Source organism: Streptomyces sp. NBC_00005 (genome assembly GCF_045160215.1).
In the GTDB taxonomy this organism is placed as follows: Bacteria; Actinomycetota; Actinomycetes; order Streptomycetales; family Streptomycetaceae; genus Streptomyces.
Window position 1 is genome coordinate 10,998,843 of the sequence record NZ_CP108316.1, and the last position, 22,427, is coordinate 11,021,269.

A 22,427-nucleotide genomic window follows, 5' to 3' on the forward strand; every position below is an offset into this window, starting at 1 on the left:
GAACTGATCATTTCGGGGTTGGCGGGGCGGTGGCGCGGGCGGCACGGCGTCGCATCAGGATGATCATCGACCAGTGGACCATGGCCTCGTGGTGCTCAGGTAAGCGCTCGTAGTCGCGGACGCACCGGCGGCGCTGGCAGATCCACGACAGGCTGCGCTCGACCACCCAGCGCCTCGGGAGCACCACGAAGCCCTTCGCATCGTCACTGCGTTTGACAATCTCCAGGGTGATCTGGACTTTGTCCTTGGCCCAGTCCACGAGCCTGCCCGCGTAGCCGCCGTCGGCCCACACCAGGACGATCCGCTCGTAGAGGTCGCGGAGTAACTCCAGCGCCGGGCGGGCGCCGTCGCGATCCTGCACGTTCGCGGCGGTCACCAGCACGACCAGGACCATGCCGATGGTGTCCACGATGACGTGACGCTTGCGGCCGCCGACCTTCTTGCCTGCATCCCATCCCCGGGTCTCGGCGCCGACCGTCTCCGCGGCGCGCACGGACTGCGAATCGATGACCGCCGCGGACGGTTCCCGCTCCCGCCCTTCAGCCTCGCGGACCTTCTCGCGCAGGTCGTTGTGGAGGGCGAGGGTGAAGCCGTCCCGGCTCCACTGGGTGAAGATCGCGTGCAGGGTCTTCCAGTGAATGCCGTAGTCGGCGGGCAGGTTGCGCCACTTGTTGCCGTTGTCGGCGACATAGCAGATGGCGTCGATGACCAGGCGTCGACAGTACTCCTCCGGGCGCCCGCCGTTGCCGTCCAGCCAGGTCGGCCAGGGCAGCAGCGGCGCGACGGCCTGCCACTCCGCGTGGGTCATGTCCGTGGTGTAGCGGCGCGGGCGGGCGGCGCGGCCAGCTCCGTGGCCGAACCGGCATGCGGCGCAGGAGCAGCCGGCTTCCTCGACTGCGGAGACAGGGGACGGGGCGGTGGCGTACAACGGCATGACAGGACCTCTTGGTGCAACGGCCGGCTTCGACACCGCTGTTGCTACCAAGAGGTCCTGGTCGTCCGGACGACTTCACCGATTCCGTTCCGCCGCCCCGACGATCAGTTCATGGACGGACACTCAGAGGTCAGCATCTGGAATGCCAGCGCGAGTCCGGTCCTCGAAGTGGAGATCCGATCCGTAACAGCCGTGGACCGACGAACAGGCCAACGGATGCTTGCTACTCGCGTCACTGCTGCGGGATTGGGAACGGGCGTCGAGTTGCCGGGCCTCATTGCGAGGGTGCTGGGCGAGGTCCAGGTAGTTCGTCCGGAGGTGTGGGTGAGCGAGGGCACAGAAGAGATCGATGATGGGTGGTCGCCCACGGGCGGTTGGTCTGAGGTCGAGATTGAATTCGAGTGCATCTACCGCTATACGGACACTGCTGGGCTCCGTTGGGAGAGGTTTAACAGGCAGTCTCCACAGCGAGTCCTTCAGGTGCCCGTGGTCTAGCCCATAGCCCCCGCCGGGGGCCTGGCAACCTCCTCCCGCATGAAGGTCGCGACCGAATCGGCGTCACCACCACCGTCGTGAGCATCCTGGACGTGATCGTCAAGGACGGCCGGGGAGGCGATAGCGGCCCTGATCACCTTGTTGAACGGCGTTGTTGGACGCGCCGGGCCTCTTCCACGATCGAGTTGCGGCCCGTGCCCATCAACCGATCGGTTGATGGACAGGGCGCTGTCAGAGCCGGATGACGGGCATCAGGCAGCGGTGCGCGGGCACGACGCGTCATGCGCGCTGAGCGAGGCACCATCAATCGGGGGATGACCAAGGCGCGCCCAACTACGGGTGTGAGTAGTTGCGGTACAGAAAGTGCCGCTGAGATTGATCATGGCCATCCAGCACACGGGGTGCGGCTGCTGCTGGGGTTCGCGGAAAGGTCGTCGGGCGGGCGTCGGCGCTGGCTACGGTCCGCCTCGTGCCGGTGGAGTTTCTGACTGGTGAGCAGGCCGAGGCGTACGGGACGTTCACCGAGGCGCCCACGCGTCCGGGCCCGCCTCTCCCCGCTCAAGGACCGGCACATCAACTTCCTGGGCCGCTATCTGTTCAACATCAAGGCCAGCGGACCCGGTCAGGGCCTGCGCCCCTTCCGGGACCTGGAGGCTGTCGAGGACGACGAGGATGGACGGCGGTGTACCCGGCCCGCTGGGCCACTCGTTGCATCCCGTGGAGGCCCGGCGCCCGAGGCTCCGGGGCCGAGGCGGGGAACGCCGAGCTGGGCTTAGCACTGGCGCAACGACCTCGCCGAGCCCTAAATGGCACGCTCCTGAACGGGGTCCCGGGATTCCGGGTGATCTGGATCATCGGCCGGGGCGGCGGCACGCAGCGCCGCCTCGACCCGACGGTTGCTGGTCATGGTCGCGGTGATGGTGGTCATGGTGAGGAGGAGGCCGGCGGCGGTGTAGAGCGGGGTGCGTACGTCGTAGGTGGTGGCCAGCCAGCCGCCGAGGAAGGCGCCGAACGGGGCGGCGCACATGGCGAGCATGCGGGAGATGGAGGCGACTCGGCCCATCAGGTGGGCGGGGACGATCGCCTGTCGGAGGGAGGGGCCGAGCACCATCGTGGCGCCCATGCCCGCACCGCAGACGGCGAGCGCGAGGCCGGCGACATACGGGTTCGGGGCGACGGCAAGGCCCAGAATGGCGAGTCCCTCGACTGCGGCCGTGCAGGTAAGCGCGGTGCCGGTGCCGAGTCGTCGGCCAAGGTGGGAGGCGATGCCTGCGCCGAGCAGACCGCCGGTGGCCTCCGCCGTCAGGAGCAGGCCGAAGCCGAAGGTGTCGATGCCGAGACGATCGTGCGCGAAGAGGGCGAGTACGGTCTCCACGGCGAGGAAGGCGATGTTCCCGACCGCCGGACGCAGCGCGAGCCCGAGCAGCAACTGATCCCGGAATACGTACGAGGCGCCGGCCCGCGCCTGCCGCAGCAGCGACTCACGGGCCTGCGGTACGGGCCGGGGTGCGGCGGGCAGCGACCGTACGAGCAGTGCGGAGAGCGCGAACGACACCGCGTCGGCGAGCAGCGGAACCGCCCGCCCGAGCGCGAGCAGGGCACTGCCCGCAGGCGGCCCCGCGAAGCCGGACGCGGCGGTCTGGGTGCCGCGCAGGCGGGAGTTCGCGCGCTCCAGGAGTGCGGGGTCGCGGCCGAGCAGATCCGGCAGATAGGCCGTGGCGGCCGTGTCGAAGAAGAGTCCGCCGAGGCCGAGCAGGAAGGCGACGGCCGCGAGCAGTGGAATGCTCAGCACGTCGAGCGCGGCCGCTGCCGCCGGTATCGCGAGCAGCACCGCACGCGCCGCGTCCGTGACCCACATCGTGCGCCGGCGGTCCCAGCGGTCCACCAGCGCACCGCCGAGCACCCCGAAGAGCAGCCACGGCAGGGTTCCGGCGGCCGTGACGACGGCGAGCGCCATCGGATCCCGCGTCAATGTCAACGCGAGCAGCGGCAGCGCGGCATGCGTCACCCCGTCACCGAGCGAGGACACCGTCTGTGCGGTCCACAGCCGTCCGAACCCGGTCGGCAACTTCCGAACGTCTGAAGTCACTTGGCACCCCCCTCGGCCTGCTCGCGCGATGCCGGGTGGAACAGTGCGAAGACGAGTGACGCATCCGGCAGCGACGGATCGGACAGCTCCCGGTACTCGTCCGCCAGTGCCTGCAGCCGCGCCCCCAGCTGCGCGAACTGCTCCTCGGTGAGACGCAGATGCGCCATCCGCACATGCCTCTCATCCACCGGCGCTGCCTCCAGGTCCGCCACCGCATGGCGCATCAGCACATCCGGCCCTCCCTCGCCCGGATCCGGCAGCACGATCGCCCGCGCGGCCATTGCGTAGTACCGCTCGGTGACACCCCGCACCTTCCGCGTTCGCACCACCTTCACCAGGCCGGCCCGTTCGAGCAGCCGTACGTGGTAGCTGGAACTCCCCTTCGCAAGACCCACTCGCGCGGCGATCTGCGTGATCGTCGCGGGCTCGAAGCGGAGCACGGCCATGATCCGGTGACGCGTGAGATTGGAGACGGCGCGCAGCTGCTCGTCAGTGGTGACGTGAAACGTCTCGGGAAGATCATCGGTAGGCATGCGAGCAATGGTCAACGATTCTTGACCATTGCGCAAGGGGATTGCGCGCGGACTGCCAGAATCTGCTGTCCGGCGCGCGAGACCTTCTATCGATGCCTCCCACCCGCTGCCGATCCGGGGAGCTGTCAAAGGACCATCGTCTTTTGAAGATCGCAGGTCAGGAGGCCGGATGGCCCCGCAGAGCCTTCAGAAAACCCTTCAGAAACCTGGGTGATTCAAGAACTCCGGACCATCGTCTTCCGACATGATCCGGGGTCATGAGTGACCTTCCGGGGCCGCCCGGCCACCCCGAACTCCTCGTCGCCGAACCTCTCGTCCGCACAGAGATCAAGATCGGGTACGCGCGGGTAACCTGCGACCTCTACGCGACCCGGACGCGGTCGAGCTCGACAATGAGGACGCGGGCGCCGACGAGTGAGCCGAGCTGTCCACCGGCACGAATCATCAGCACCGTGGGCTGGCGAACGGGCGCAGGAGCGCGCCTGGCGGGTCAAGGTGTGAGGGGGGCGAGCACCTGATTGTGGGCGTGTTGGTAGATCACAGAGGTACGGAATCCAACGACTTCGCGGCGCTCGGTGAACTTGTCCATGAGGAAGCCATGGAGGTAGTCCACGCTGGGCACGGAGACGTGCACGATCATGTCGTCGCCGCCGGTGACGACATAGACCGTGCTGACCTCGGGCAGGCCGGCCGCATAGGTCTTGAACGCCTCGATGACCGCCCGGCTGAGGGGGCGAATCTGGAAGTGGATGAGCGCTTGGACGTGGCGGTTCAGGGCGGCCGGGTCGACCGCGGCGTGGTAGCCGATGATGACCCCGCGGGCGCGCAGTGCGCGGATGCGTTCGAGGCAGGTCGACGGGGCGATGCCGAGGGTGCGGGCGAGGTCGCGGTTGGTCTGCCGCGCATCGAGCTGCAGATGCCGGACGATCGCCGAATCAAGTTCGTCCACGCAGCGATTATGGCCTGCGTACCGATTTATATTCGGTCAGTAGTCGTAACCTTTGCCGGAACGGCTAGCTTCACGCCATGACAGCCGCACTTGAGGAAGCTCTGACCCCCCAGGTCCCGGATCCTTCACATGAGTTGGTGCAGGTCGTGCGCGGCCGCCGCAGTGGCCTCGCGATCACCATCGCGATCCACTCGACCGCGCTCGGCCCGGCCGCCGGCGGGTGCCGGATCGCGCACTACCCCGGCCCCGCCGCCGCGATCGCGGACGCACTGCGGTTGGCGGCGGCGATGACCGAGAAGAATGCGCTGGCCGACCTGGGCCACGGCGGCGCGAAGGCGGTCGTCGCCCTCCCCACCACAACTCGGCTCACCGGCGCGGAGCGTACGGCGATGCTCCACGACCTCGGCGACGCGATCGAATCGCTCGGCGGCCGCTACATCGCAGGCCCGGACGTGGGAAGCAGCCCGGTCGACATGTCCGTGATCGGCGAACGCACCACGCATGTCGTCTGCCGGCCCGTCGAGGACGGCGGCAGCGGCGACTCCTCCCTCCACACCGCGCGCGGGACCCTCGCGGCGCTGGGCGCGGTGGCCGACGAAGCCTTCGGCTCACCGGAGCTCGCCGGCCGGACCTTCGGGGTCATCGGCCTCGGTGCGGTCGGCGCCCACGTGGCCCGGCTCCTGGACCGGGCCGGCGCGCGGCTCGTCGTGACGGACATCAACCCGGCCACACGCAGCCTGGCCGAGGAGCTGGGCGCGACCTGGGTGGATCCGGAAGACGCCCTCGCGACGGAGGTCGACATCCTCGTGCCGGCCGCGCTCGGCGGCCTGCTGACCGCGCGCACGGTGCCGCTGCTGCGGTGTGCCGCCGTCGCCGGCCCGGCCAACAATCAACTCGACGAACCGGCCACCGCCAGCCTTCTCGCCGCACGCGGAATCCTCTGGGCACCGGACGTGGTCGTCAGTGCGGGAGGAGTCATCCATGCCACCGGTGTCGAACTGCGCCGGGAATCTCCGGGACAGCTGACCGAGCGTCTCTGCGGCATCGCGGCCACTCTCCGGCACGTCTTCCACACGGCCCGGACCTGCCCGACCACACCCGCGGACGCGGCCGCGGAACTCGCCCGGCAACGAGTTCGCCAGGGAGCCTCGCACCCGGATCACGGTGCAGTGCTGCCCCTGGGCTCATGGGCTGCAGGGCCGAGCAAGCCCGAGCCGCCGACATTCCACCCGACAACACAGGAGAAGCTGACGACATGACGAACCGCTGGGTCGGAGTGACCATCGACTGCGTCGACGTGGAACGGATCGCGGGCTTCTGGAGCGCACTGCTGGACCGCCCCCAACTGCCCTCCCGGCCCGGATGGGTCTACCTCGGCCATCCCGGCGACCCGCAGCCCCGCCTTAACTTCCAGCCCGTGACCGAGCCGAACCACGGCAAGGTACGCCTGCACCTCGACGTCGCCGTCGACGACATCGACCAGGGCATCGCCGAGGTCATCGCCCTCGGCGGCCGGTTCACCGACGAACGGCACGACTACGACGAAGGCGTGGTCGTCGTGATGGCCGATCCCGAAGAGCACGAATTCTGCCTGGTCCAGTACTACTGAGCTTGTTCTTTATGGTCCGACCTCGAACGATGTCCCGAACGTGATCGCTCGTACGAGGATTCTGGGGACGTGAACACGGCCTCCGTCTGATCATGTGCTCCGACCAAAGAGGCACTTGACCAGTACGAAGGCCGTGGGGGAATGAGTCTGCTGGATCACGATGTCCGGCGGGAAGCGTTCGCGGTGGCGTCACACTTCCGGGACGACTTCTTCGACTGCCTGACCGCGCGCGGGGACACGCTGTTCGAGCTGACCGACGCCCTGTTGTGTGCGGACGGGCCGGTGAAGACGCCGGTCGACCTCACACTGACCGCCGAACACCGGCGCGGGCACGGCGCGATGTACGAAGCCTTGAACGGCGGGAACGTCGATGTACCACGGCTGCGGCAGGTGCTGGCCGGGCTGCCGCAGCCCGAGGCCGCCGACGGGCGCCTGGTCCTGGCCGTGGATGTCACCCACTGGCTGCGGCCGGACGCGCCGACCAGTGCGGACCGCTTGTTCTGTCACGTCTACGGCCGCAGCGGACGCTCCTCGGACCAGTTCGTGCCCGGCTGGCCCTACTCGTTCGTCGCCGCGCTGGAGTCGGGCCGGACCTCGTGGTGTCAGATCCTGGACGCCCTGCGGCTGGGGCCGACCGACGATGTCGCCGAGGTCACCGCCGCCCAGGTCCGCCGGGTGGTCACCGACCTCATCGAGATGGGGCGTTGGAAGCCGGGTGACCGCGACATCCTGGTTGTCTTCGATGCCGGATACGACGCTCCGCGCATGGCCCATCTCCTGGCCGGACTACCGGTGGAGGTCCTGGGGCGGATGCGCACGGACCGTGTGATGCGCAAGCCGGTTCCGGTCCCTTGGATCTCTCCGCCGCAGGGCGGGCGCCCGCCAAAGCACGGCAAGGAGTTCCGCTTCGCCAAGCCGGATACCTGGGGCGATCCGGACGTGGAGACCGTGCAGGTCACCGACCGCTACGGCACCGCTCGCGTGATGGCCTGGGACCGCATTCACCCGAGGCTGACCACGCGCTCGGCATGGATCGACCACACCGGCGAACTCCCGGTCATCGAAGGCACGTTGATCCGTCTGGAGGTCGACCGTCTGCCCGGCGGTCACGATCCACTGCCGGTCTGGCTGTGGTCGTCGGCCGCCGGCCTGTCGGGTGAGGACGTCGATCTGCGCTGGCAGGCGTTCTTGCGCAGGTTCGATCTCGAGCACACCTTCCGGATGATCAAGCAGACGCTGGGCTGGACCCGCCCGAAGCTCCGCACGCCCGCGGCGGCGGACCGGTGGACCTGGCTGGTCATCGCCGCCCACACCCAACTCCGCCTCGCCCGGCCCCTGGTCGCCGACCTCCGTCGTCCGTGGGAGAAGCCGGCCGAGCCCGGCCGGCTCACCCCGGCCCGGGTCCGCCGGGGGTTCAGGCACCTCCGCCCGAACCTGCCCTGTCCGGCCCGTGCGCCAAAACCCAACCGGCCCGGCCCCGGCAAGCCGCCCGGCTCGAAGAACCGTCACCCGGCCACCCGCCACGACGTCGGCAAGACCACCAGACGCCCCGAAAGCATCACCGAACGCGACCAGCTCAGACGCTGAACACGGCTTCAGAAGGGAACGACCAGCCCGGCTTCTCGCAATCCAACCAATGCCCTGCCCCGGCGGGGGATGGGGTGGGCAGTGGCGAGCCAGTGGGTGATGACGTCGGGGGGATCCGGGGGCCGGTCGCTGCGCTGGGGCAGGCCCGGCTGGGCGAGGGGGTGGTGGGTGTCGGGGGTCATGGATGGTGGTCTCCAAAGAGGCGGGGCGCCGGTAAGTGGTGGCGGCCCCGCGGTGGGATCGTGGGACGTGCCTGTCCCAGGGATGGCCGGTGAGGGCAGCAGCCCTGTGCTCTATGTGCCGGTTCCGAGCCAGGGAGTCGGGTCTTTAGGCTGTTGGCTGAGCTGAGGGGGCCCGCCCCGAGGCTCGACCTGTCCAGGGCTGGGGCTCGGGGCGGGTGATCGAGGTGGCATGGCCGGGTGCTGGACCGCGGTTGCTGCACTGCCCGGTTCACCGCCGTGGGCAATGGGTCAGTGGTGGCGGTAGGTGTGGGCGCAGCTGGCGTGGATCCGGCCGACCCGGACGATGGGGCCGCTGGGGCTGATGTGGTCGTAGGGCAGGGTGTCCTCGCCCTGGCGCAGGGGCTGGTCGCAGGTCAGACACATCATCACGCCGGTCAAAGCCTCGTAGTGGTCACACAGCGCCGCCAGGCGACGGGCGAGTCTGCGCGTATCCGCGAGGGTGCCGTGTTCGCCCGCACGCGGCGCGGCGCACAGCTTGGTGCGGGCTTCGCCGATACAGGCGAGGGCGACGTAGCGGGGCACGTCGTTCGCATCCCGCTCAAGGGCGGCTTGTTCGACTTCGGGGATGAGTAGCTGCATGTGCCCGCGCAGCAGACCCTGCAGCATGGCCAGCCCCTCGCCCCCGGTCGGCTGCGTATCCGGGCCGAGCAGCCTGCTGATGCTGTGGCGCATCGTGTCGATGTCCACCGGCGCGGTGGCAGGCGTGGCGGTCAGGGTGCCGCTCATTGCGCAACTCCTGCCCGGGTGTGCGCAGTACCACGGTGGAGGAGCGCCAAGTGGACCGGTGCTGATGCTGCGGGTGCGCAGCTGAGTGGTGGGAGGACGGGTGCTGGTGGAGTGTGACCGCCCCGCCGGTTGTGCTGTCGGCAGCGCAGACGCCTGCAGGACGCAGCACGGCGGCGTTGGGATACCGGATGAGGGTGCGGCCCTGTGGGAGAGGGCATCAAGCAGCCTGCGGCGTTGGGCCTGCAGTGGGTGCCCAGGCCGGTGTTGAGGGCGGTGGGTGTGCGGGGGAGTGCGCCGGGCATTGCTGTTCCCATCTGCCGGTTGTTGTGCGCGTGGGACAGATGGTGGGGGTGGGCGAGGGCCACAAGTACCCCGGCGAGGGGTAGCTGACGGCGGGACGGCTGGTGGTCAGGTGGCGGCGCACCACTGGGTGAAGGTGGTCAACGCTTCTGCGTCCGCCCGCTTCAACCGCCGGAGTGTGGCGGCGTCCTCGCGCACCCAGGGGTGTTCACGGGTGTGCTGCGGTGCGATGGCGCGGGCGGTCTTGAGGGAGGTGAAGGCGTCATCGGTGTGTCCGGACCACAGTTGGGCGCGGGCCAGTTCGATGTAGTAGCCGCTGTGGCGTTCGGCAGGAAGACCAGCGGGCGGCTTCCATCCGCGGGCAAGGTGAAGGGCGCGGTGGACGTGGTCGTTTCCGAGGCTGACAGCAACGGACACGTCATGGATGCGCACCGAGTCGGGGCCGAAGGCCGTGCCTCCGTAGACGCCTTCGGGTACCTGGTCGGCGAGGGTGGCCGCCTGGTCGAGGTGGGCGGTCGCCGCCGCGGTGTTGCGGGCGCGGCCGGCGATGACGGCCGCCCGCATGTGCAGCGCACCGCGCGCGGCGATCGTCGGCGTGCCGGCGGGGGCGGGTGCCGTGTCGAGGGCCTGTTCCAGGGCGCGCAGCCCGGCGGCGTGCGCCCGGGCGGCGAAGAATGTCTCGGTGCGCACGTAGGCGACGGACATCGCCAGCAGCGGGTCACCGGTGTCGACAACAGCCCAGCGCATCAGGTCGATCAGACGCGCGGACAGATCATGGGCCCCGTACTTGAAGGCGACGGCATCGGCGGTGCGGTAGGCCGCGACCAGCAGACCGGCGAGGTGCGGCCGTTCGCCGGGGCCGGCGGTGTGGAAGGCACGGGCGAGTTCGGCCAGCAGGTCGGGCAGGGTCCGCGCGATGCGCGTGTACTGCGCGGACAGCCGCCACCCGGCGGCCTCGCCGACAGCCGCCCGCAGTTCAGCAAGCGGACGGGTGGGGCCGTCGTCGGGCAGGTCGTAGGCAGCGATGGCAGCAGACAGCCTCGGCAGTGCGTCATGCACCCGCGTATGCGCGGCGCCGCGGTCGGTACGCAACCGGCTGGGGTCGACCCCCAGCGCCTCCGCAATCGCCTCGAGCGTTACATCGCTGACGCCGCGTTCCCCGCGCTCGATCTTGCGGATGGCCCCCAGCGACAGGCACGCGGCATCGGCGAGCTGCTGCTGCGTCATCTGCGGGTGCACGACGCTGCGGTAGTAGGCGATCCGCCTGCCCACCCCGCCGCCTGCATGTGCGGGCATACAGGCCCCCGTTCGCTGTCAGTGCCTGTCCGAACCGTACCCGCGCGCCCAGCCCGCGCACCGGCGATTTGGCTGCCGCCTTGGCCGAAGGGAGCGGTGGGTTCACCTGCCGATGAGCGTGGGCAGTTGGGTGAGGCTGCCGATGCGCCAGTCCGCGGCTGCCTTCACGTCAGCATCGTCGGCCCACAGATACCCCCACGGTCCGCGCCGCAGGTGGGCGGTACGCAGTCCTGCGGCCTTCGCCGGGAAGATGTCGTTGGCCGGGTGGTCACCGACGTAGAGCGTGGCACTCGGGGTCGCCTGCGCCACCTCCACCACCCGCTGGAAGAACTCCGGCTGCGGCTTGGCCACCCCCCACTCTCCCGACGTAGCGATCACATCCACCGGCAGATCCAGGCCGCGCAGCAACGTACCGACACGGGCGCTCTGGTTACCTGCGATGACGACGCGCACGCCGAGCCGGCGCAGCTCCAACAGGGCCGGACGGACATCCTCGTACAGGTCGCTTTCCTCCAGGCACTCACCCAGGCCGGCTGCCTCACGCGCGCGGTACTCGCAGGCAACATCGATACCGGGATGGATGAGACGCAGAGCCTCGGCGTTGTCGTGACCCTGGGCCACGACGGCCCCGACGAGCGCGGACAGGGTATGCCGGGGGATCTTCAGCCAGTCGGCCCACGCAGCCCAATAGCGGTCGTCCCGGGCGATCGTCTCACCGACATCCAGCACAATCGTCTCAATCACCCTCGGAGCCTACGGCGCGCACATCTGAAACAGAGAACGGCGCAAGGGCACGGCGCCTGCAGGGGACCGGTCATGGCGAGGTCGAGCAGGCCGCTGCGACGGCAGACCGCGCCCTCGACCTGTGCACCGAGGTGGCCTCGGTGCGGCCGCGTGAACGCCTGGCCCCGGTGGTGAACCGCCTACGCGAGCACCACGCACTGCCGACAGGGGCCCACGTACTGGAGAAGACTCGGCCCTGATTACCTATGCGGACAGCAGCCCCGCACCTTCCCAGCGGAGGGGTCAACAGTTCGACGCGCCGGAGGCATCGACCTGGTCTATCCGATCGCGACCAGCGCGCGGTCCAGGACCTCCTGGACCTGGCCGAGGGCCGAGATCGTGGTCACCAGGCCCTGAGCTTGGTAGTGGTCGACGACCGGCGCCGTCTCGCTGCGATAAACCTCCAGTCGCTTACGAACGGTCCTCTCGCGGTCGTCATCGCGCTGGTACAGCTCACCGCCGCAGACGTCGCAGGCTCCTGCTACTTCAGGCGGGCTGTAGTCGACGTGGAAGATGTGTTCGCGGTCCTGACGGCACAACCGTCGTCCAGCGATCCGCCTGACCACCTGGGCCTCGGGAATCTCCAGGTCGAGCACGGCATCCAGCCTTGACTTCGAGTCGGCCAGGATGCCGTCCAGCGCCTGCGCCTGGGCAAGATTGCGGGGGAAGCCGTCCAGCAGGAATCCGCGTTCGGTGTCCGGGCGGGCAAGGCGCTCTTTGATCACCCCGATCGTGACCTCGTCCGGTATCAGAAGGCCGGCGCGTATGTGCGTGTGGGCGTTCTGCCCGAGCTCGGTGCCCTGGTCGATGTGCTCGCGGAACAGGTCACCGGTGGAGATGTGCTGGATCGACAGATGCGCGGCAAGGCGCACTGCCTGCGTGCCCTTGCCAGCTCCGGGCGGCCCGATCAGGAGGACGCGCATCGATGAGGTGTCCCTTCGTCATGCGTGGCCATCAAGTCGTCTCTGGGACACACGATCGCCGCGCAAAGGTGTCATTGCCCATCCGGTAAGCCACCCCTTGGCGGTGGGGATAACCACACCATGGGACATTGCCGCGTTGAGGTTGATGCTCCTCCAGTCTCGGTCCCTGATCGTTCGGACAGAGCCGCGGGCGTCGGACTGTGGTGGTTGAGGGTGTGCCAGCGTCGTTCGAAGTCATCGGCTTCGTGGGTGAGGTGGTGGGTGGTGAGGGGTTTGTTGTATTGGGCGGTGATGCCGTGGGCTGCGCATTGCTGGGCGATGGTGTCGAGCGGGGGCTGGGGGCCGTGTACCCGGTGCTGGGCCCAGATGGTGTAGAGGCGGTAGGACAGGAGGTAGCGGCGCAGGTTAGCGGGGCTGAGCGGCTTCCGGCCGCGGCCGTACAGGCCCTTCGCGGCGAGAGCGGCGGACAGTTGCTCGGCCGTGGGCTCGTGGCCCTGCCGGGCCTGGTACTCCATCCACGCGAGGTAGTAGCGGTCGACGGTGGTAAGGGCAGTTCGTTTCGTGGCTACGTCGTCGTGGCCTGGCAGCGGAGCATCGAGAGGGGTGTGCACCTGTGGGCCGCGTCGCTCCGTGGCGGCTTGCGCGCCCGTGCCGGCGGGTGTCGCCTCGGGATGCTCCTCCTGCGGGGGTTGGTCGGCGGCCTGCCCACTGGGATCGGCCCCAGCCTCATCGGCCGGTGATTGGATGCTGGCGAACTCGCGCTCCTTGACGCCCGTGCCGAAGTCTGCCTGTGGTTCTTCAGAGGCGGCGATTTCATCGGTGTGAGGGGTGGAGCGCCTCGGGGGTACCTGGAGGAGGGGCTGTAGCTGTTCTTCGGGGAGCGGGTCGCCGGCCCCGGTGGGGATGTCGTTGGTGTCGCGGAGTCGGCGGGCCGATTGCGTGGTGGTTGGCTCCGCGTCACGTTGTGCGAGGAGAGTGTGATAGGCCTCGGCGTACCGCTCGAGGGCCTCTTCGGTCGCTGCCAGTGGGCCAGGTGACCGTGTGGCCAAGGACGTTGGGAGTGGCGGCGACTGTGGCGTCTTTGGCTTCGACATCTGCTGCTCGTGAGCTACTGATGTCTCCGGGACGGAGTGTTCCGGCAGGGCTGGGGCGCAGGACTGCTCGGCCGTAGGCAGGAGTGTCGCTTCGATGCCTGCTGCGGCCAGGCCTGCCGGGGCCGTTTGTGTCAGGGGGATCCCGTAGCGGGCCAGGCGCAGCGGGATGAGGGACTGTACTGGGGCTTTGCGCCGCCACGCGCGCCCGAAACGCGAGCGCAGGCGGGCTTGGTAGACGAGGCGTTCCTGCTCCCGTTTGATGGCCTGTTCGTAGGAGCGCAGTTCCCACAGTTTCATACGGCGCCACAGCAGAAGCGTGGGGAGGGGGGCCAGGAGCCAGCGGGTGAGGCGGACGCCCTCCATGTGGGTGTCGGCGGTGATGTCGGCGATGCGGCCAATCGCGTGGCGGGCGGCCTCGACGCAGACGACGAACAGGACCGGGATGACCGCGTGCATGCCCACGCCCAGCGGGTCGGGCCAGGCGGCCGCGCCGTTGAACGCGATCGTCGCGCTGGTGAGCAGCCAGGCCGTGGGGCGCAGCAGCGCCAGCGGGCTGCGGATCCAGGTGAGCAGGAGGTCGAGGGCGAGCAGGACACAGATGCCTGCGTCGATGCCGATCGGGAAGAGGTAACTGAAGCTTCCGAAGCCCTTGGTGCCGGCCAGTTTGCGGATTGCCGTGTACGTGTGAGTGGGCGTGTTGGTGGCATTGGGTGGGTGTCAGCAGGGCGGGGGTGCTGGGTGCCTGGTCCGGGGGGCTCGTGTGGGGGTGGGTTCGCTGTCATGGGGTGACCAAGCGGCTGCTGTTTTCTGACTTGTGTGGGGTGGGCCGGCTGTTGTGGGGGTGGCTGTTCCTTTGGGTGGGCGCGGGGTGCGGGGGTGGGTTCAGGAGGGGGTGTGGGTGGTGTCGGGGGTGGCTTGGGGTTGGTCGGGTCGGCGGTCGCGGAGTGCTTGAAGGATGTTGGTCTGGTGTTGGTCGGTGGGGGGGTGGGGTGTCGGGAGAGTTGTCGAGGAGCAGTGCGAGGCGGGTGTAGAGGTCGTCGTGGGTGAACAGGGCGTCGAGGCCGGCCCAGGTGTCGTTGTCGATGAGGGGGAAGGGGAACTGCTGGGGCGTGATGAGTGTGGCCAGGAGCGGGAGGAGTTCCCATCCGTGGTCGAGGCGGTCGTGTAGCCAGGTGCGGATGCTGGCGGGGTTGGTGTGGCGCCACATCCAGATCAGGGTGCTGTCCTGGTCGGTGAGGTCTGGGGCGGATCGTTGTGCGGCTGGTGCGAGGTGTTCGGCCAGACGGCCGGTGAGGGCGTCGCGGGCCTGGAGGGCCCATGGTTCGGTGGTCGTCGTGTGTTCGGAGGCGGTGTCGTCGGGGTTGGTGGCGCTGTGGAGGGTCCGGGTGGCCAGGACTGCTCCGTCAGGGGTGGTGGCCATGGCGGCCACGGCGGAGGGGCGCTCTTCAGGAGGCAGGTCGAGGAGGAGGCTGGGGGCGAAGGAACGCACCCGCCGGTCGGCGCCCAGCAGGCCCATCGCTTCGGGTTGCGCGGTCAGTTGGCCGTAGTTGTCGGCCATGGTCTGGAGCAGCGCGGCCGCGGGTACCGGGATACCGTCGGCGCGCAGTTGGTCGATGCGCCGGACGATGCGGTGGGTGTCTTCTCTGAGCCGGAGCAGCAACTGTGCGGCCTCATCGCCCTCAGCTCCTGATGCCAGTTGGGCGAGGGCCTGCTGGAAGACGGCTTCTGGGAGGTCGTCTTCGGGGACGGTGAAGACGATGTACCGGTCGAAGTAGTCCTGGCTGCCGATCCCGCGTCGGCGCGCCGCGGCACGGGGGTCGCCGCCGTTGCCGACGGCCTGCTGGACTGCGGGGAACAACAGGCCAAGCAGCCCGAGCATCCCGTCGATGTTGTCCGGGGCGACACCGGCCTGGCACAGGCGTTGTTTCCATCGCTCGGCGCGTTCACCGGGTCTGGAATCGCGGTGCAGCGCCGGGTCGATGCTGGTGCCGGTCAGTTCGGCGCGGTGGCGTCCCAGCATCCGGTAGACGCCTGGCTCACTGGTCCGCAGAAAGGTGACGACCAGGAAGTCGACGATGTCGACCTCCCGGCCAGCGAGCCGAGCGTCGCGCCGGCCTGCCCGAAGTAGCGCTTGATGGCCCGCGGGGTCCTCAACCGGTCCTGGAGGTGGCGGAAGTACGCCTCGGAGAAACGCTGCTCCTGGTCCGCAGTCATGGACACCCCGTGGGAGTCCAGCAGTGCGTTGAGGAGACGCGTGGTCATGGCCGCGATGTCGCGGTCACGGAAGGCCGGTAGGTCGAGCCGGACCTGGATGAGCTTCTCCAGGAATTCCTGGGCGCGCTGGTCGTTCGAGCCGACCAGGTCGGTCCGTTGCAGGACGTCCAGCAGGGTCTGCTCGTCGAAGCTGATCAGGTAGTACACGTTCGGCAGGTGGCCGACCAGGCGGATGAGCTTGAAGACGACCAGCAGTTCCTCGGGGGCGAGCCGGTCCAGGTCGTCCATGACCACCAGAACCGGCAGGCCCGCCTGCCGCAGAGCCGTCTCGGCGGTGCGCTTTGCGGCCGAGGCACTGGTGTCCCCGGCCACGCGTTCGGCGACGAGCTTGATCAGCTCCGAGGAGTCCAGGCCAAGCAGTCCCGTGAGCTTTCCCAGCGGACTGACCGCCTGGCCGAACGCCCCGACCTTCCTGCGTAGTTCGGACCACTGGCCATCGTCGGGGAGAGCGGCGCGGATCTCGCTGAACAGCGCCAGCGTCAGTGATTCGAGGTCCGAGTACATCCACGGGTTCAGCTCGGCGACCGACCACACACGGGTGCTGGCGCCGCCGACCGCGTTCTTGAGGTGCTGGATGGCCATCTGCAGGACGGATGACTTGCCGGAACCCCAGGGGCCGATGAGCGCGAGGACCCCGGACTCGCTCTGCTCGCGCACCTGGTGGAGAAGTTCGACGGCATGTCGGGCGTACTGCTGGCGCCCCAGCAGGTCAGGAGCGTCGGCGCTCCCGTCAACGGGGTCATCGTTGAAGAAGCGCTCACCGGGCATCGGCCCATCCTGCCCGACAGCGCAGCTGCTCCGGTCTGGGATCGGTAACGACGTGCAGACCGGCTGCTGTCATGGGGCGACCAGGTGGCTGTCATGGTGCGGCTAGCAGATCGCTGTCCGGGTGTGTTGGGTTTGCCGGTCTTCGTGTGGAGGGGCGGCCGGGGCGGTGGGGTTGGCCGTGTGACGGGTTCGGGAACCCCAGCGGGGGAGACGATGCCGGGTTCCGGCCGCTTCGGCGGCGGCCGGGCGGGTGGAGCGGGCGGTGGTGGTGCGGCGGCTCTTGGCGGTGGACCGGGGTGAGGGCGGTCTGTCGGCGCTGCATGTGCGGATCGCGGCCGGTTTGGCGGGGGTGTCGGAGCGGACGGTGTGGCGGTGGGTGCAGCAGGGGCGCGAGGGGCGGGTGGAGGCGCGGCCGCGGCAGGGCGGGTTCACGGTGGGCGACCCGTTGTGGGAGGTGCTCACGCAGGCTGGCGGGAACGTCGCCGAGCTGCGCCGCAGGATGCTCCGGGCGCAGGACGAGGGCGTGCTGGAGCGGTGGGGCGCGGAGCTGGTGCCGTCGTTGGCGACGCTGCACCGTGCGATCAAGGACGAGTTGCGTGGGGGCCGGGTGCTTCAGGTCGCCCGCGCGGCGTCGGGCCGGGTGGAGCCGAGCCGGTACGACCGGGCGCTGGCCGAACTCGGCTTCGCAGAAGGTGCGGACGGTCCGCCGGTTGTGGACGGCCCGGACGCCGAGCCGTCCCGTACGGGTGGTGAGGAACGGTCCGGTGCGGTGAGGGCTGCTGCGCGGGCCCGGGTGTCGGGCGGGGTGCGTCTGTACGCGCCGGGGGCGCGGCTGGTGTCGACGCGGCAGGTGGCCGGGGTGGTGGAGGCGGTGGGGCATACGGTCGCCGCGCGGGGGATCGGCTGCGTGTACGGGGACACGGGGCTGGGGAAGACGGTCGCGGTCGAGCAGGCTCTGCACCTGCTGCCTGCCCGGGTGCCGGTGTGGCGGGCGGTGGTGGGGGTCGGGCCCGGGCTGCCGCAGGTGCGGGCCGCGTTGTGTGAGGCACTGGGGCTGCCGTCGGGGTCGCTGACCCACCGTGCCGGACCGGTTGACCAGGCGCTGGCGGAGGCGCTGGCCGAGCCGGGTGTGCTGTTCCTCGACGACGCGCAGCGTCTGTCGCCGCCGGTGCTGGACTACCTGCGGCAGCTGTGGGACTCGCCGGGCTGTGCGGCTGCCCTGGTGCTGTGCGGGGCGGGCAGCGAGCGGGCGCTGGCCCGGGCCGCGGCGATGCGTTCCCGGGTCCTGACCTGGCACCAGGTTAGCCGCCTCGACACGGAGGACGTGCCGCGGACGCTGGGTCTGTTCCACCCGGTGTGGGAGGGCGCTGATCCGGCCGACCTGGTGCGGGCGGATCAGCAGACCGCCCGCGGCAACTTCCGTACCTGGGCGAAGATCACCTCGCATGTCTGCGCCGCCCGGGGTCGCGACCCCGGCGCGGGTGTGGATCGGGACGCGATCGACCAGGCCTGCGCCCGGCTCGGCCCGTACCCATGACGGCCCCTCTCACGTGCCCGGAGCACACCGGTTCCGACGGCAGAGAACCTCACCCCGTTCGGCGAGGAGGGACAGCGCGATGACGGACAGCGGACCGCAGGGCACCAGCGGCGGCCACGGTGTGGACGCGGGAGGGCAGCGGCTGCCGCCGCCGGGGGATCCGGCGGATGTGCTCGGGAAGCAGTCGCTGGTTGCGCTGCGGGCGCCTGCGGTGCGTCGCCTGCTGGCGCTGCGGGCCCGGGGTGGTCTTTCGCGGCAGCACGTGCGGCTGGCGGGGGAGTGCCTGGGGGCATCGGAGCGCACGGTGTGGCGGTGGCTGGCCGAGGCGTCCCGGAGCCCGGTGGCGGCTGCGCACCCCGGAGCCCGGTGGCGGCTGCGCACCCCGGAGCCCGCCACACGAGCAGGTTCGAGATCACCGCGGAGATCCGGGTGCTGCTGGCGTACTGGCACGGCAACGCCTCCGCAGTCCACCGCCAGCTCATGGAGCGCGCCGCGGCCGAGGCCGGGGGCGTACGCGCGCAAACGTCCGGCGCTGCCGGGCCCGTCCCGCCCGGCCTGGTGGCTGTTCCGGGCGGGGCAGCCCTGTCGCAGGTGCCGCTGCTGGTTCCGGTCCCGTCCCTGTCGACGTTCCTGCGCGCGCTGCGCCGTGATCTGACGGCGGGGGAGCGTGCCGGTCTCGCCATCGGACCGGAGGCGGCACGCGCCCATGACGTGTTCGGCAAGCGGCCGGCGTCTTGGCGCAACCACGCCTGGGAGACCGACCACGTCCAGGCCCCGCTGCTGGTCGACGCCGACGGCGACCTGGTGCGCCCGTGGATCACCTGGTTCATCGACACCGCCACCAAGGTCATCACCGGTACCGCTGTCACCCCGGGCCATCCCTCCCGCGCGTCGGTACTGGCCGCCTTGCGCGCCGCAGTGGTGCGGGACGAGCCCTACGGCCCGGCCGGGGGAGTGCCGGAGCTGGTGAGGATGGACCGGGGCAAGGACTTCCTGTCGGCCGCCGTCACCACCGCGCTCGGCGCGATGGGCGTGACGGTCAAGGACCTGCCCGCCTACAGCCCGCATCTGAAGGGCACGGTGGAGAGCCTCAACCGCGCTGCGGACCGGATGCTGTTCGCCGCCCTGCCCGGCTACACCGCCGGGCCCACCGGGCCCCGCTCGGAACGGCGCGGACGTACCGCGGGGGCGGTGTCCGCCCTGTCGTTCCAGGACTTCACTACGGAGGTCCTGGAGTGGACGAACTGGTGGAACACCGCGCACCGCCCGAAAGCTCTGTCGGGCCGTACGCCACTGGAGGCGTGGCAGGCCGATCCGACCCCTGTCACCGACATCCCCGCCGCCGACCTGTGGGCCTTCACCCTCGAGGACGACGGCCGGCCGAGGAAGCTGACCAGCCACGGCGTGAGCTGGCGCGGCCGCACCTACACCGCCGCGTGGATGACCGGCCAGGCCGGCCGCCAGGTCCGCGTGCGCTACATGCCCCACCACGACCACGAGATCGAGGTCTGCGACGCCCGGGGCCGCCACCTCGGCCCGGCGCACCTCGCGGACGCGGCCACCCCCGAGCAGCTGCAGGCGCTACGCGAGGCACGCGCGGAGCGCGCCCGGCGCCTGCGCTCCGACGCGAAGGCCGCCGAACGCCTGCGCCGCCAGCGATTCGCCCCCACCACCAGCGCGGAGCCCGCCCAGCGGCTGGGAGCCGTCACGTCCGCCCAGGCCGAGCGTGAACTCGCCGCCGCCGACTACACCGACGTCGCACGGCTGGCACTGCCCGACCTGATCCCGCCCGCCCCGCCTCCGGCGCACTGGCGCACCCCGCCCGCCCTCGCGGCCGGCACAGCGCCGCCCCCGCCCGCCCCCGCTCCAGCCGACCCGCCGGCGGACGTTGTGCCGGAACCCGACTCCCGACCCGCAGGAGACGCCTGATGACCGCGGCCACCTACCAGTACGTCGACCTGCCCGACGCAGCCGTCGTCACCACCCGGGCCCTGCTCACCGCGCGGGAGAACATCACCGACACCGTCGCCGCACGCGCCATGATGTGCATCCACGGCGGCGCCGGCCACGGCAAGACGCTCGCGGTCAACACCTGCCTGCGCGAACTCGAACCGGGCGAGGACGTCCGACGGGTCACCTTCCGCGCCCGCCCCACCGCCCGGGCCGTGCGCTACGAGCTGTTCACTGCCCTCGACCTGGCCGGTGAACCACCGCGCCACCCCAGCGAGTTCGACCGCCTGCTGAAAACTGCCCTGGCCGAACGCCCCCGCACCTTCCTCGTGGACGAGGCCCAATGGCTCAACGGGGAGGCGTTCGAATACTTCCGCTATCTGTGGGACGAACCCTCAACCCAGCTCGCGATCATCTTTGTCGGCGGGGAGGGCTGCCACACCGTGCTGCGCCGCGAACCGATGCTCTCCTCCCGAGTCTTCATCTGGCAGCACTTCACTCGCCTTGCCCCCGGCGAGGTCCTCGAGGCCATTCCCCTGTTCCATCCGATCTGGGCCGACACCGACCCCGACGACATCACCTTCGCCGACCAGCACGCAGCGCATGGCAACTTTCGGGCCTGGGCCCAGTTGACCGCCCACACCCGTACCGCACTCGCCCGCACCGGCCGTCCACGGGCGGACCGGGAGCTGCTGCGCTGGGCCTTCAGCCGCCTCGCATGACCGCCACGCAACCCTCTTCCCTGCCCGCCCCTCCACCCGGGACCTGCGCCATGAGCTGTTCCACACGCTGGGGCTGCCGGGCCGTCCCGCCGGCGCACCACTCGAGTTCGGCCCGATGCTCCCCGCGGCCCTCGACGAGTCTTGGAGGCGATGCCTTGCACCCCATGTTCAACGACATCGCCCCGGACCTGATCGCCGTGTGCGGCCAGGAAGCCGCCCACGGAAACTTCCGCGCCCGGGCGAAGAGCGGCCGCCCCGGCATCGGCGAGGACCTGCCGCGCTGGGCCTGCGGCAAACTCCGCACCCGCCGGAGCGCCTGACCGTGCTCACCTGCCCCCACCCACCACCCCCGGTGGTGGTTTTCGACCCCGGCGACGACGTCGTCCACACCCGCGCCGCCCTGGCCATGCACCATCCGGCAACCGGCCGCGTCACCATCCACCCCACCCCCGGCACCGATTCCACGCTCGCTCTCGCCCACAACCTCCTCGACGCCCTCGGCAAGACCACACCCGTCACCGGCTACCGCGCCACCGACCCCGCCCCCGTCTGGACCCTCGCGGCGGCCTGGCTCCTGGCGCTCCCTGTCACCCGCCTGACCGTGCTGCGCGCCCACCTCCTGCCCGCCCGCGGCCTTAACGACCTGCTCGCCCTGCGCGTCCGTACCGGCGTGCGCCTCTACCTGGTCTGCCACCAGCCCCAGCTTTCCGCCGTCCTTGAACAGGCCCTGGCACGCACCGGCTACGACATGGCCGACGCGGACGCCGTCCTGAGCCACCACGACCAGGACCCACCGCACGTGCCGCGGTCACGGCAGGCCGCTGCGGACACCGCAGAGTGGATCAGCCTGCCGGCCCTGACCACGCTGACCTCGTATGAATCCAGCCCCGCCTGCGCGTGCACCGCGCCGACTGCGGCCGAGCGCGGCTTCCGCCCTCCGGCGCTGCCCATCCGTATCGCCACCCGGGTCGCGCACCGCCTGAGCCGCGCCGCCCACCCCCACCTCGCCGCTCACCTGGCAGCAGCCGTCGTCACCGCGGCCTCCACGAGCCAGCTGGACACCGCCCGCGTCCTGGACCTTGCCCTCGACGGCACGACCCTGACCCTCCACGACCGCCACAACGTGCGCCAAGGCTGCACCACCTATCCCGTGCCCGTCTGGGCTCAACCCCTCCTGCGTGCCGCGGCGTTCACCCATCTCCTCGCCACCGCGGAGCGCAGCAGCCCCCTGTTCGCCGACCCTCTCGGCGCCCGCGGCCTGCCTTCCTTGAGGGACTTCGCCGAGCACCTCAAGCTCCGTCCGCCCCAGCCCCCGCCTCCGCTAAGAACACCCCGCGGAGGGCAACAGCCGGCGGCCACGATCTGGCCCGTCAGCGGCGCGCACCACGCCCGGTGCTGGACCGCAGAGGAGAACATGCAGGGCTGTCCTCAGCCTCCGGGCCACCGAACCTAGCTACGGGTCCGGCTCACCTTGCGGGGACGCCCCAGCTCGACACCTGGAACCGAGGCCACCCGCGTGTGAGCGCGAGTGGCATCTCGCCCGTGCTTCTGTGGCCCCACTGATGTCAGTGGGGCCTGAGACGATAGAAGACGGGCGAAATCGCCCCCACGGGACA

At 70.3% G+C, this 22,427-nt stretch carries 19 protein-coding genes and 1 pseudogene; 8 read left to right on the forward strand and 12 right to left on the reverse strand.

Annotated elements, in window-relative coordinates:
- Positions 1–7 precede the first annotated feature (7 nt).
- The 4 genes from OG303_RS50345 to OG303_RS50360 all read right to left on the reverse strand — a co-directional run bounded on the left by OG303_RS50345 (position 8) and on the right by OG303_RS50360 (position 5,000).
- Positions 8–808 (reverse strand): IS5 family transposase, encoded by an 801-nt coding sequence (locus tag OG303_RS50345; protein WP_405876987.1) that lies wholly within the window; start codon positions 806–808, stop codon positions 8–10.
- 1,423 nt (positions 809–2,231) lie between these two features.
- Positions 2,232–3,518: an MFS transporter gene (locus tag OG303_RS50350; protein WP_405876989.1), complete on the reverse strand. Its 1,287-nt coding sequence runs from the start codon at positions 3,516–3,518 to the stop codon at positions 2,232–2,234.
- Positions 3,515–4,051, reverse strand: a complete 537-nt coding sequence (locus tag OG303_RS50355; protein WP_405876991.1) for an ArsR/SmtB family transcription factor — start codon at positions 4,049–4,051, stop codon at positions 3,515–3,517. Before OG303_RS50355 ends, OG303_RS50350 begins: the two co-directional genes overlap by 4 nt.
- 490 nt (positions 4,052–4,541) lie before the next feature.
- Positions 4,542–5,000, reverse strand: coding sequence for an Lrp/AsnC family transcriptional regulator (locus OG303_RS50360; RefSeq protein ID WP_405876993.1), 459 nt, complete (start codon positions 4,998–5,000; stop codon positions 4,542–4,544).
- A gap of 77 nt (positions 5,001–5,077) precedes the next feature.
- Between OG303_RS50360 and OG303_RS50365 the strand changes: the two genes are divergently transcribed.
- The 3 genes from OG303_RS50365 (at position 5,078) to OG303_RS50375 (ending at position 8,196) form a co-directional block, all read left to right on the forward strand.
- A complete protein-coding gene (locus OG303_RS50365) occupies positions 5,078–6,259 on the forward strand; it encodes a Glu/Leu/Phe/Val dehydrogenase dimerization domain-containing protein (RefSeq protein ID WP_405876995.1) in 1,182 nt (393 codons plus the stop codon).
- The gene (locus OG303_RS50370; RefSeq protein WP_405876997.1) at positions 6,256–6,609 is read left to right on the forward strand and encodes a VOC family protein; all 354 of its coding nucleotides are present in this window, start codon (positions 6,256–6,258) and stop codon (positions 6,607–6,609) included. The genes OG303_RS50365 and OG303_RS50370 overlap by 4 nt, the downstream gene beginning before the upstream one ends.
- Before the next feature lie 141 nt (positions 6,610–6,750).
- Entirely contained in the window at positions 6,751–8,196 is a 1,446-nt protein-coding gene (locus tag OG303_RS50375; protein ID WP_405876999.1) for an NF041680 family putative transposase, read from the forward strand.
- A gap of 8 nt (positions 8,197–8,204) precedes the next feature.
- Here OG303_RS50375 and OG303_RS50380 read toward each other — a convergent pair whose 3' ends face one another.
- The 8 genes and pseudogenes from OG303_RS50380 to OG303_RS50415 all read right to left on the reverse strand — a co-directional run bounded on the left by OG303_RS50380 (position 8,205) and on the right by OG303_RS50415 (position 16,602).
- Positions 8,205–8,378: a hypothetical protein gene (locus OG303_RS50380; RefSeq protein ID WP_405877001.1), complete on the reverse strand. Its 174-nt coding sequence runs from the start codon at positions 8,376–8,378 to the stop codon at positions 8,205–8,207.
- A gap of 288 nt (positions 8,379–8,666) precedes the next feature.
- Positions 8,667–9,164: a DUF6415 family natural product biosynthesis protein gene (locus OG303_RS50385; protein WP_405877003.1), complete on the reverse strand. Its 498-nt coding sequence runs from the start codon at positions 9,162–9,164 to the stop codon at positions 8,667–8,669.
- Between the two features lie 408 nt (positions 9,165–9,572).
- The gene (locus OG303_RS50390) at positions 9,573–10,760 is read right to left on the reverse strand and encodes a helix-turn-helix domain-containing protein (RefSeq protein ID WP_405877005.1); all 1,188 of its coding nucleotides are present in this window, start codon (positions 10,758–10,760) and stop codon (positions 9,573–9,575) included.
- A 102-nt stretch (positions 10,761–10,862) separates the two neighbouring features.
- Positions 10,863–11,504, reverse strand: coding sequence for an HAD family hydrolase (locus tag OG303_RS50395; RefSeq protein ID WP_405877007.1), 642 nt, complete (start codon positions 11,502–11,504; stop codon positions 10,863–10,865).
- A 317-nt stretch (positions 11,505–11,821) separates the two neighbouring features.
- On the reverse strand, positions 11,822–12,466 hold the full coding sequence (locus tag OG303_RS50400) for an adenylate kinase (RefSeq protein WP_405877009.1): 645 nt from the start codon (positions 12,464–12,466) through the stop codon (positions 11,822–11,824).
- 1,153 nt (positions 12,467–13,619) lie between these two features.
- A pseudogene (locus OG303_RS50405) lies at positions 13,620–14,232 on the reverse strand (DUF2637 domain-containing protein); the annotation flags it as partial.
- Between the two features lie 106 nt (positions 14,233–14,338).
- Positions 14,339–15,580, reverse strand: a complete 1,242-nt coding sequence (locus OG303_RS50410; RefSeq protein ID WP_405863445.1) for a hypothetical protein — start codon at positions 15,578–15,580, stop codon at positions 14,339–14,341.
- Positions 15,553–16,602, reverse strand: a complete 1,050-nt coding sequence (locus OG303_RS50415) for a P-loop NTPase fold protein (protein ID WP_405863443.1) — start codon at positions 16,600–16,602, stop codon at positions 15,553–15,555. Before OG303_RS50415 ends, OG303_RS50410 begins: the two co-directional genes overlap by 28 nt.
- 262 nt (positions 16,603–16,864) lie before the next feature.
- On the opposite strand from OG303_RS50415, the gene OG303_RS50420 reads away from it, so the two are divergent.
- The 5 genes from OG303_RS50420 (at position 16,865) to OG303_RS50440 (ending at position 22,264) form a co-directional block, all read left to right on the forward strand.
- Complete coding sequence (locus OG303_RS50420; protein WP_405863441.1) at positions 16,865–18,139, forward strand: AAA family ATPase; 1,275 nt, start codon at positions 16,865–16,867, stop codon at positions 18,137–18,139.
- 366 nt (positions 18,140–18,505) lie between these two features.
- On the forward strand, positions 18,506–20,068 hold the full coding sequence (locus OG303_RS50425; RefSeq protein WP_405863439.1) for a Mu transposase C-terminal domain-containing protein: 1,563 nt from the start codon (positions 18,506–18,508) through the stop codon (positions 20,066–20,068).
- Complete coding sequence (locus tag OG303_RS50430; protein WP_405863437.1) at positions 20,068–20,811, forward strand: AAA family ATPase; 744 nt, start codon at positions 20,068–20,070, stop codon at positions 20,809–20,811. Before OG303_RS50425 ends, OG303_RS50430 begins: the two co-directional genes overlap by 1 nt.
- 164 nt (positions 20,812–20,975) lie before the next feature.
- Entirely contained in the window at positions 20,976–21,131 is a 156-nt protein-coding gene (locus OG303_RS50435) for a hypothetical protein (protein WP_405863435.1), read from the forward strand.
- A 32-nt stretch (positions 21,132–21,163) separates the two neighbouring features.
- Positions 21,164–22,264 (forward strand): hypothetical protein, encoded by a 1,101-nt coding sequence (locus OG303_RS50440; protein WP_405863433.1) that lies wholly within the window; start codon positions 21,164–21,166, stop codon positions 22,262–22,264.
- Positions 22,265–22,427 lie beyond the last annotated feature (163 nt).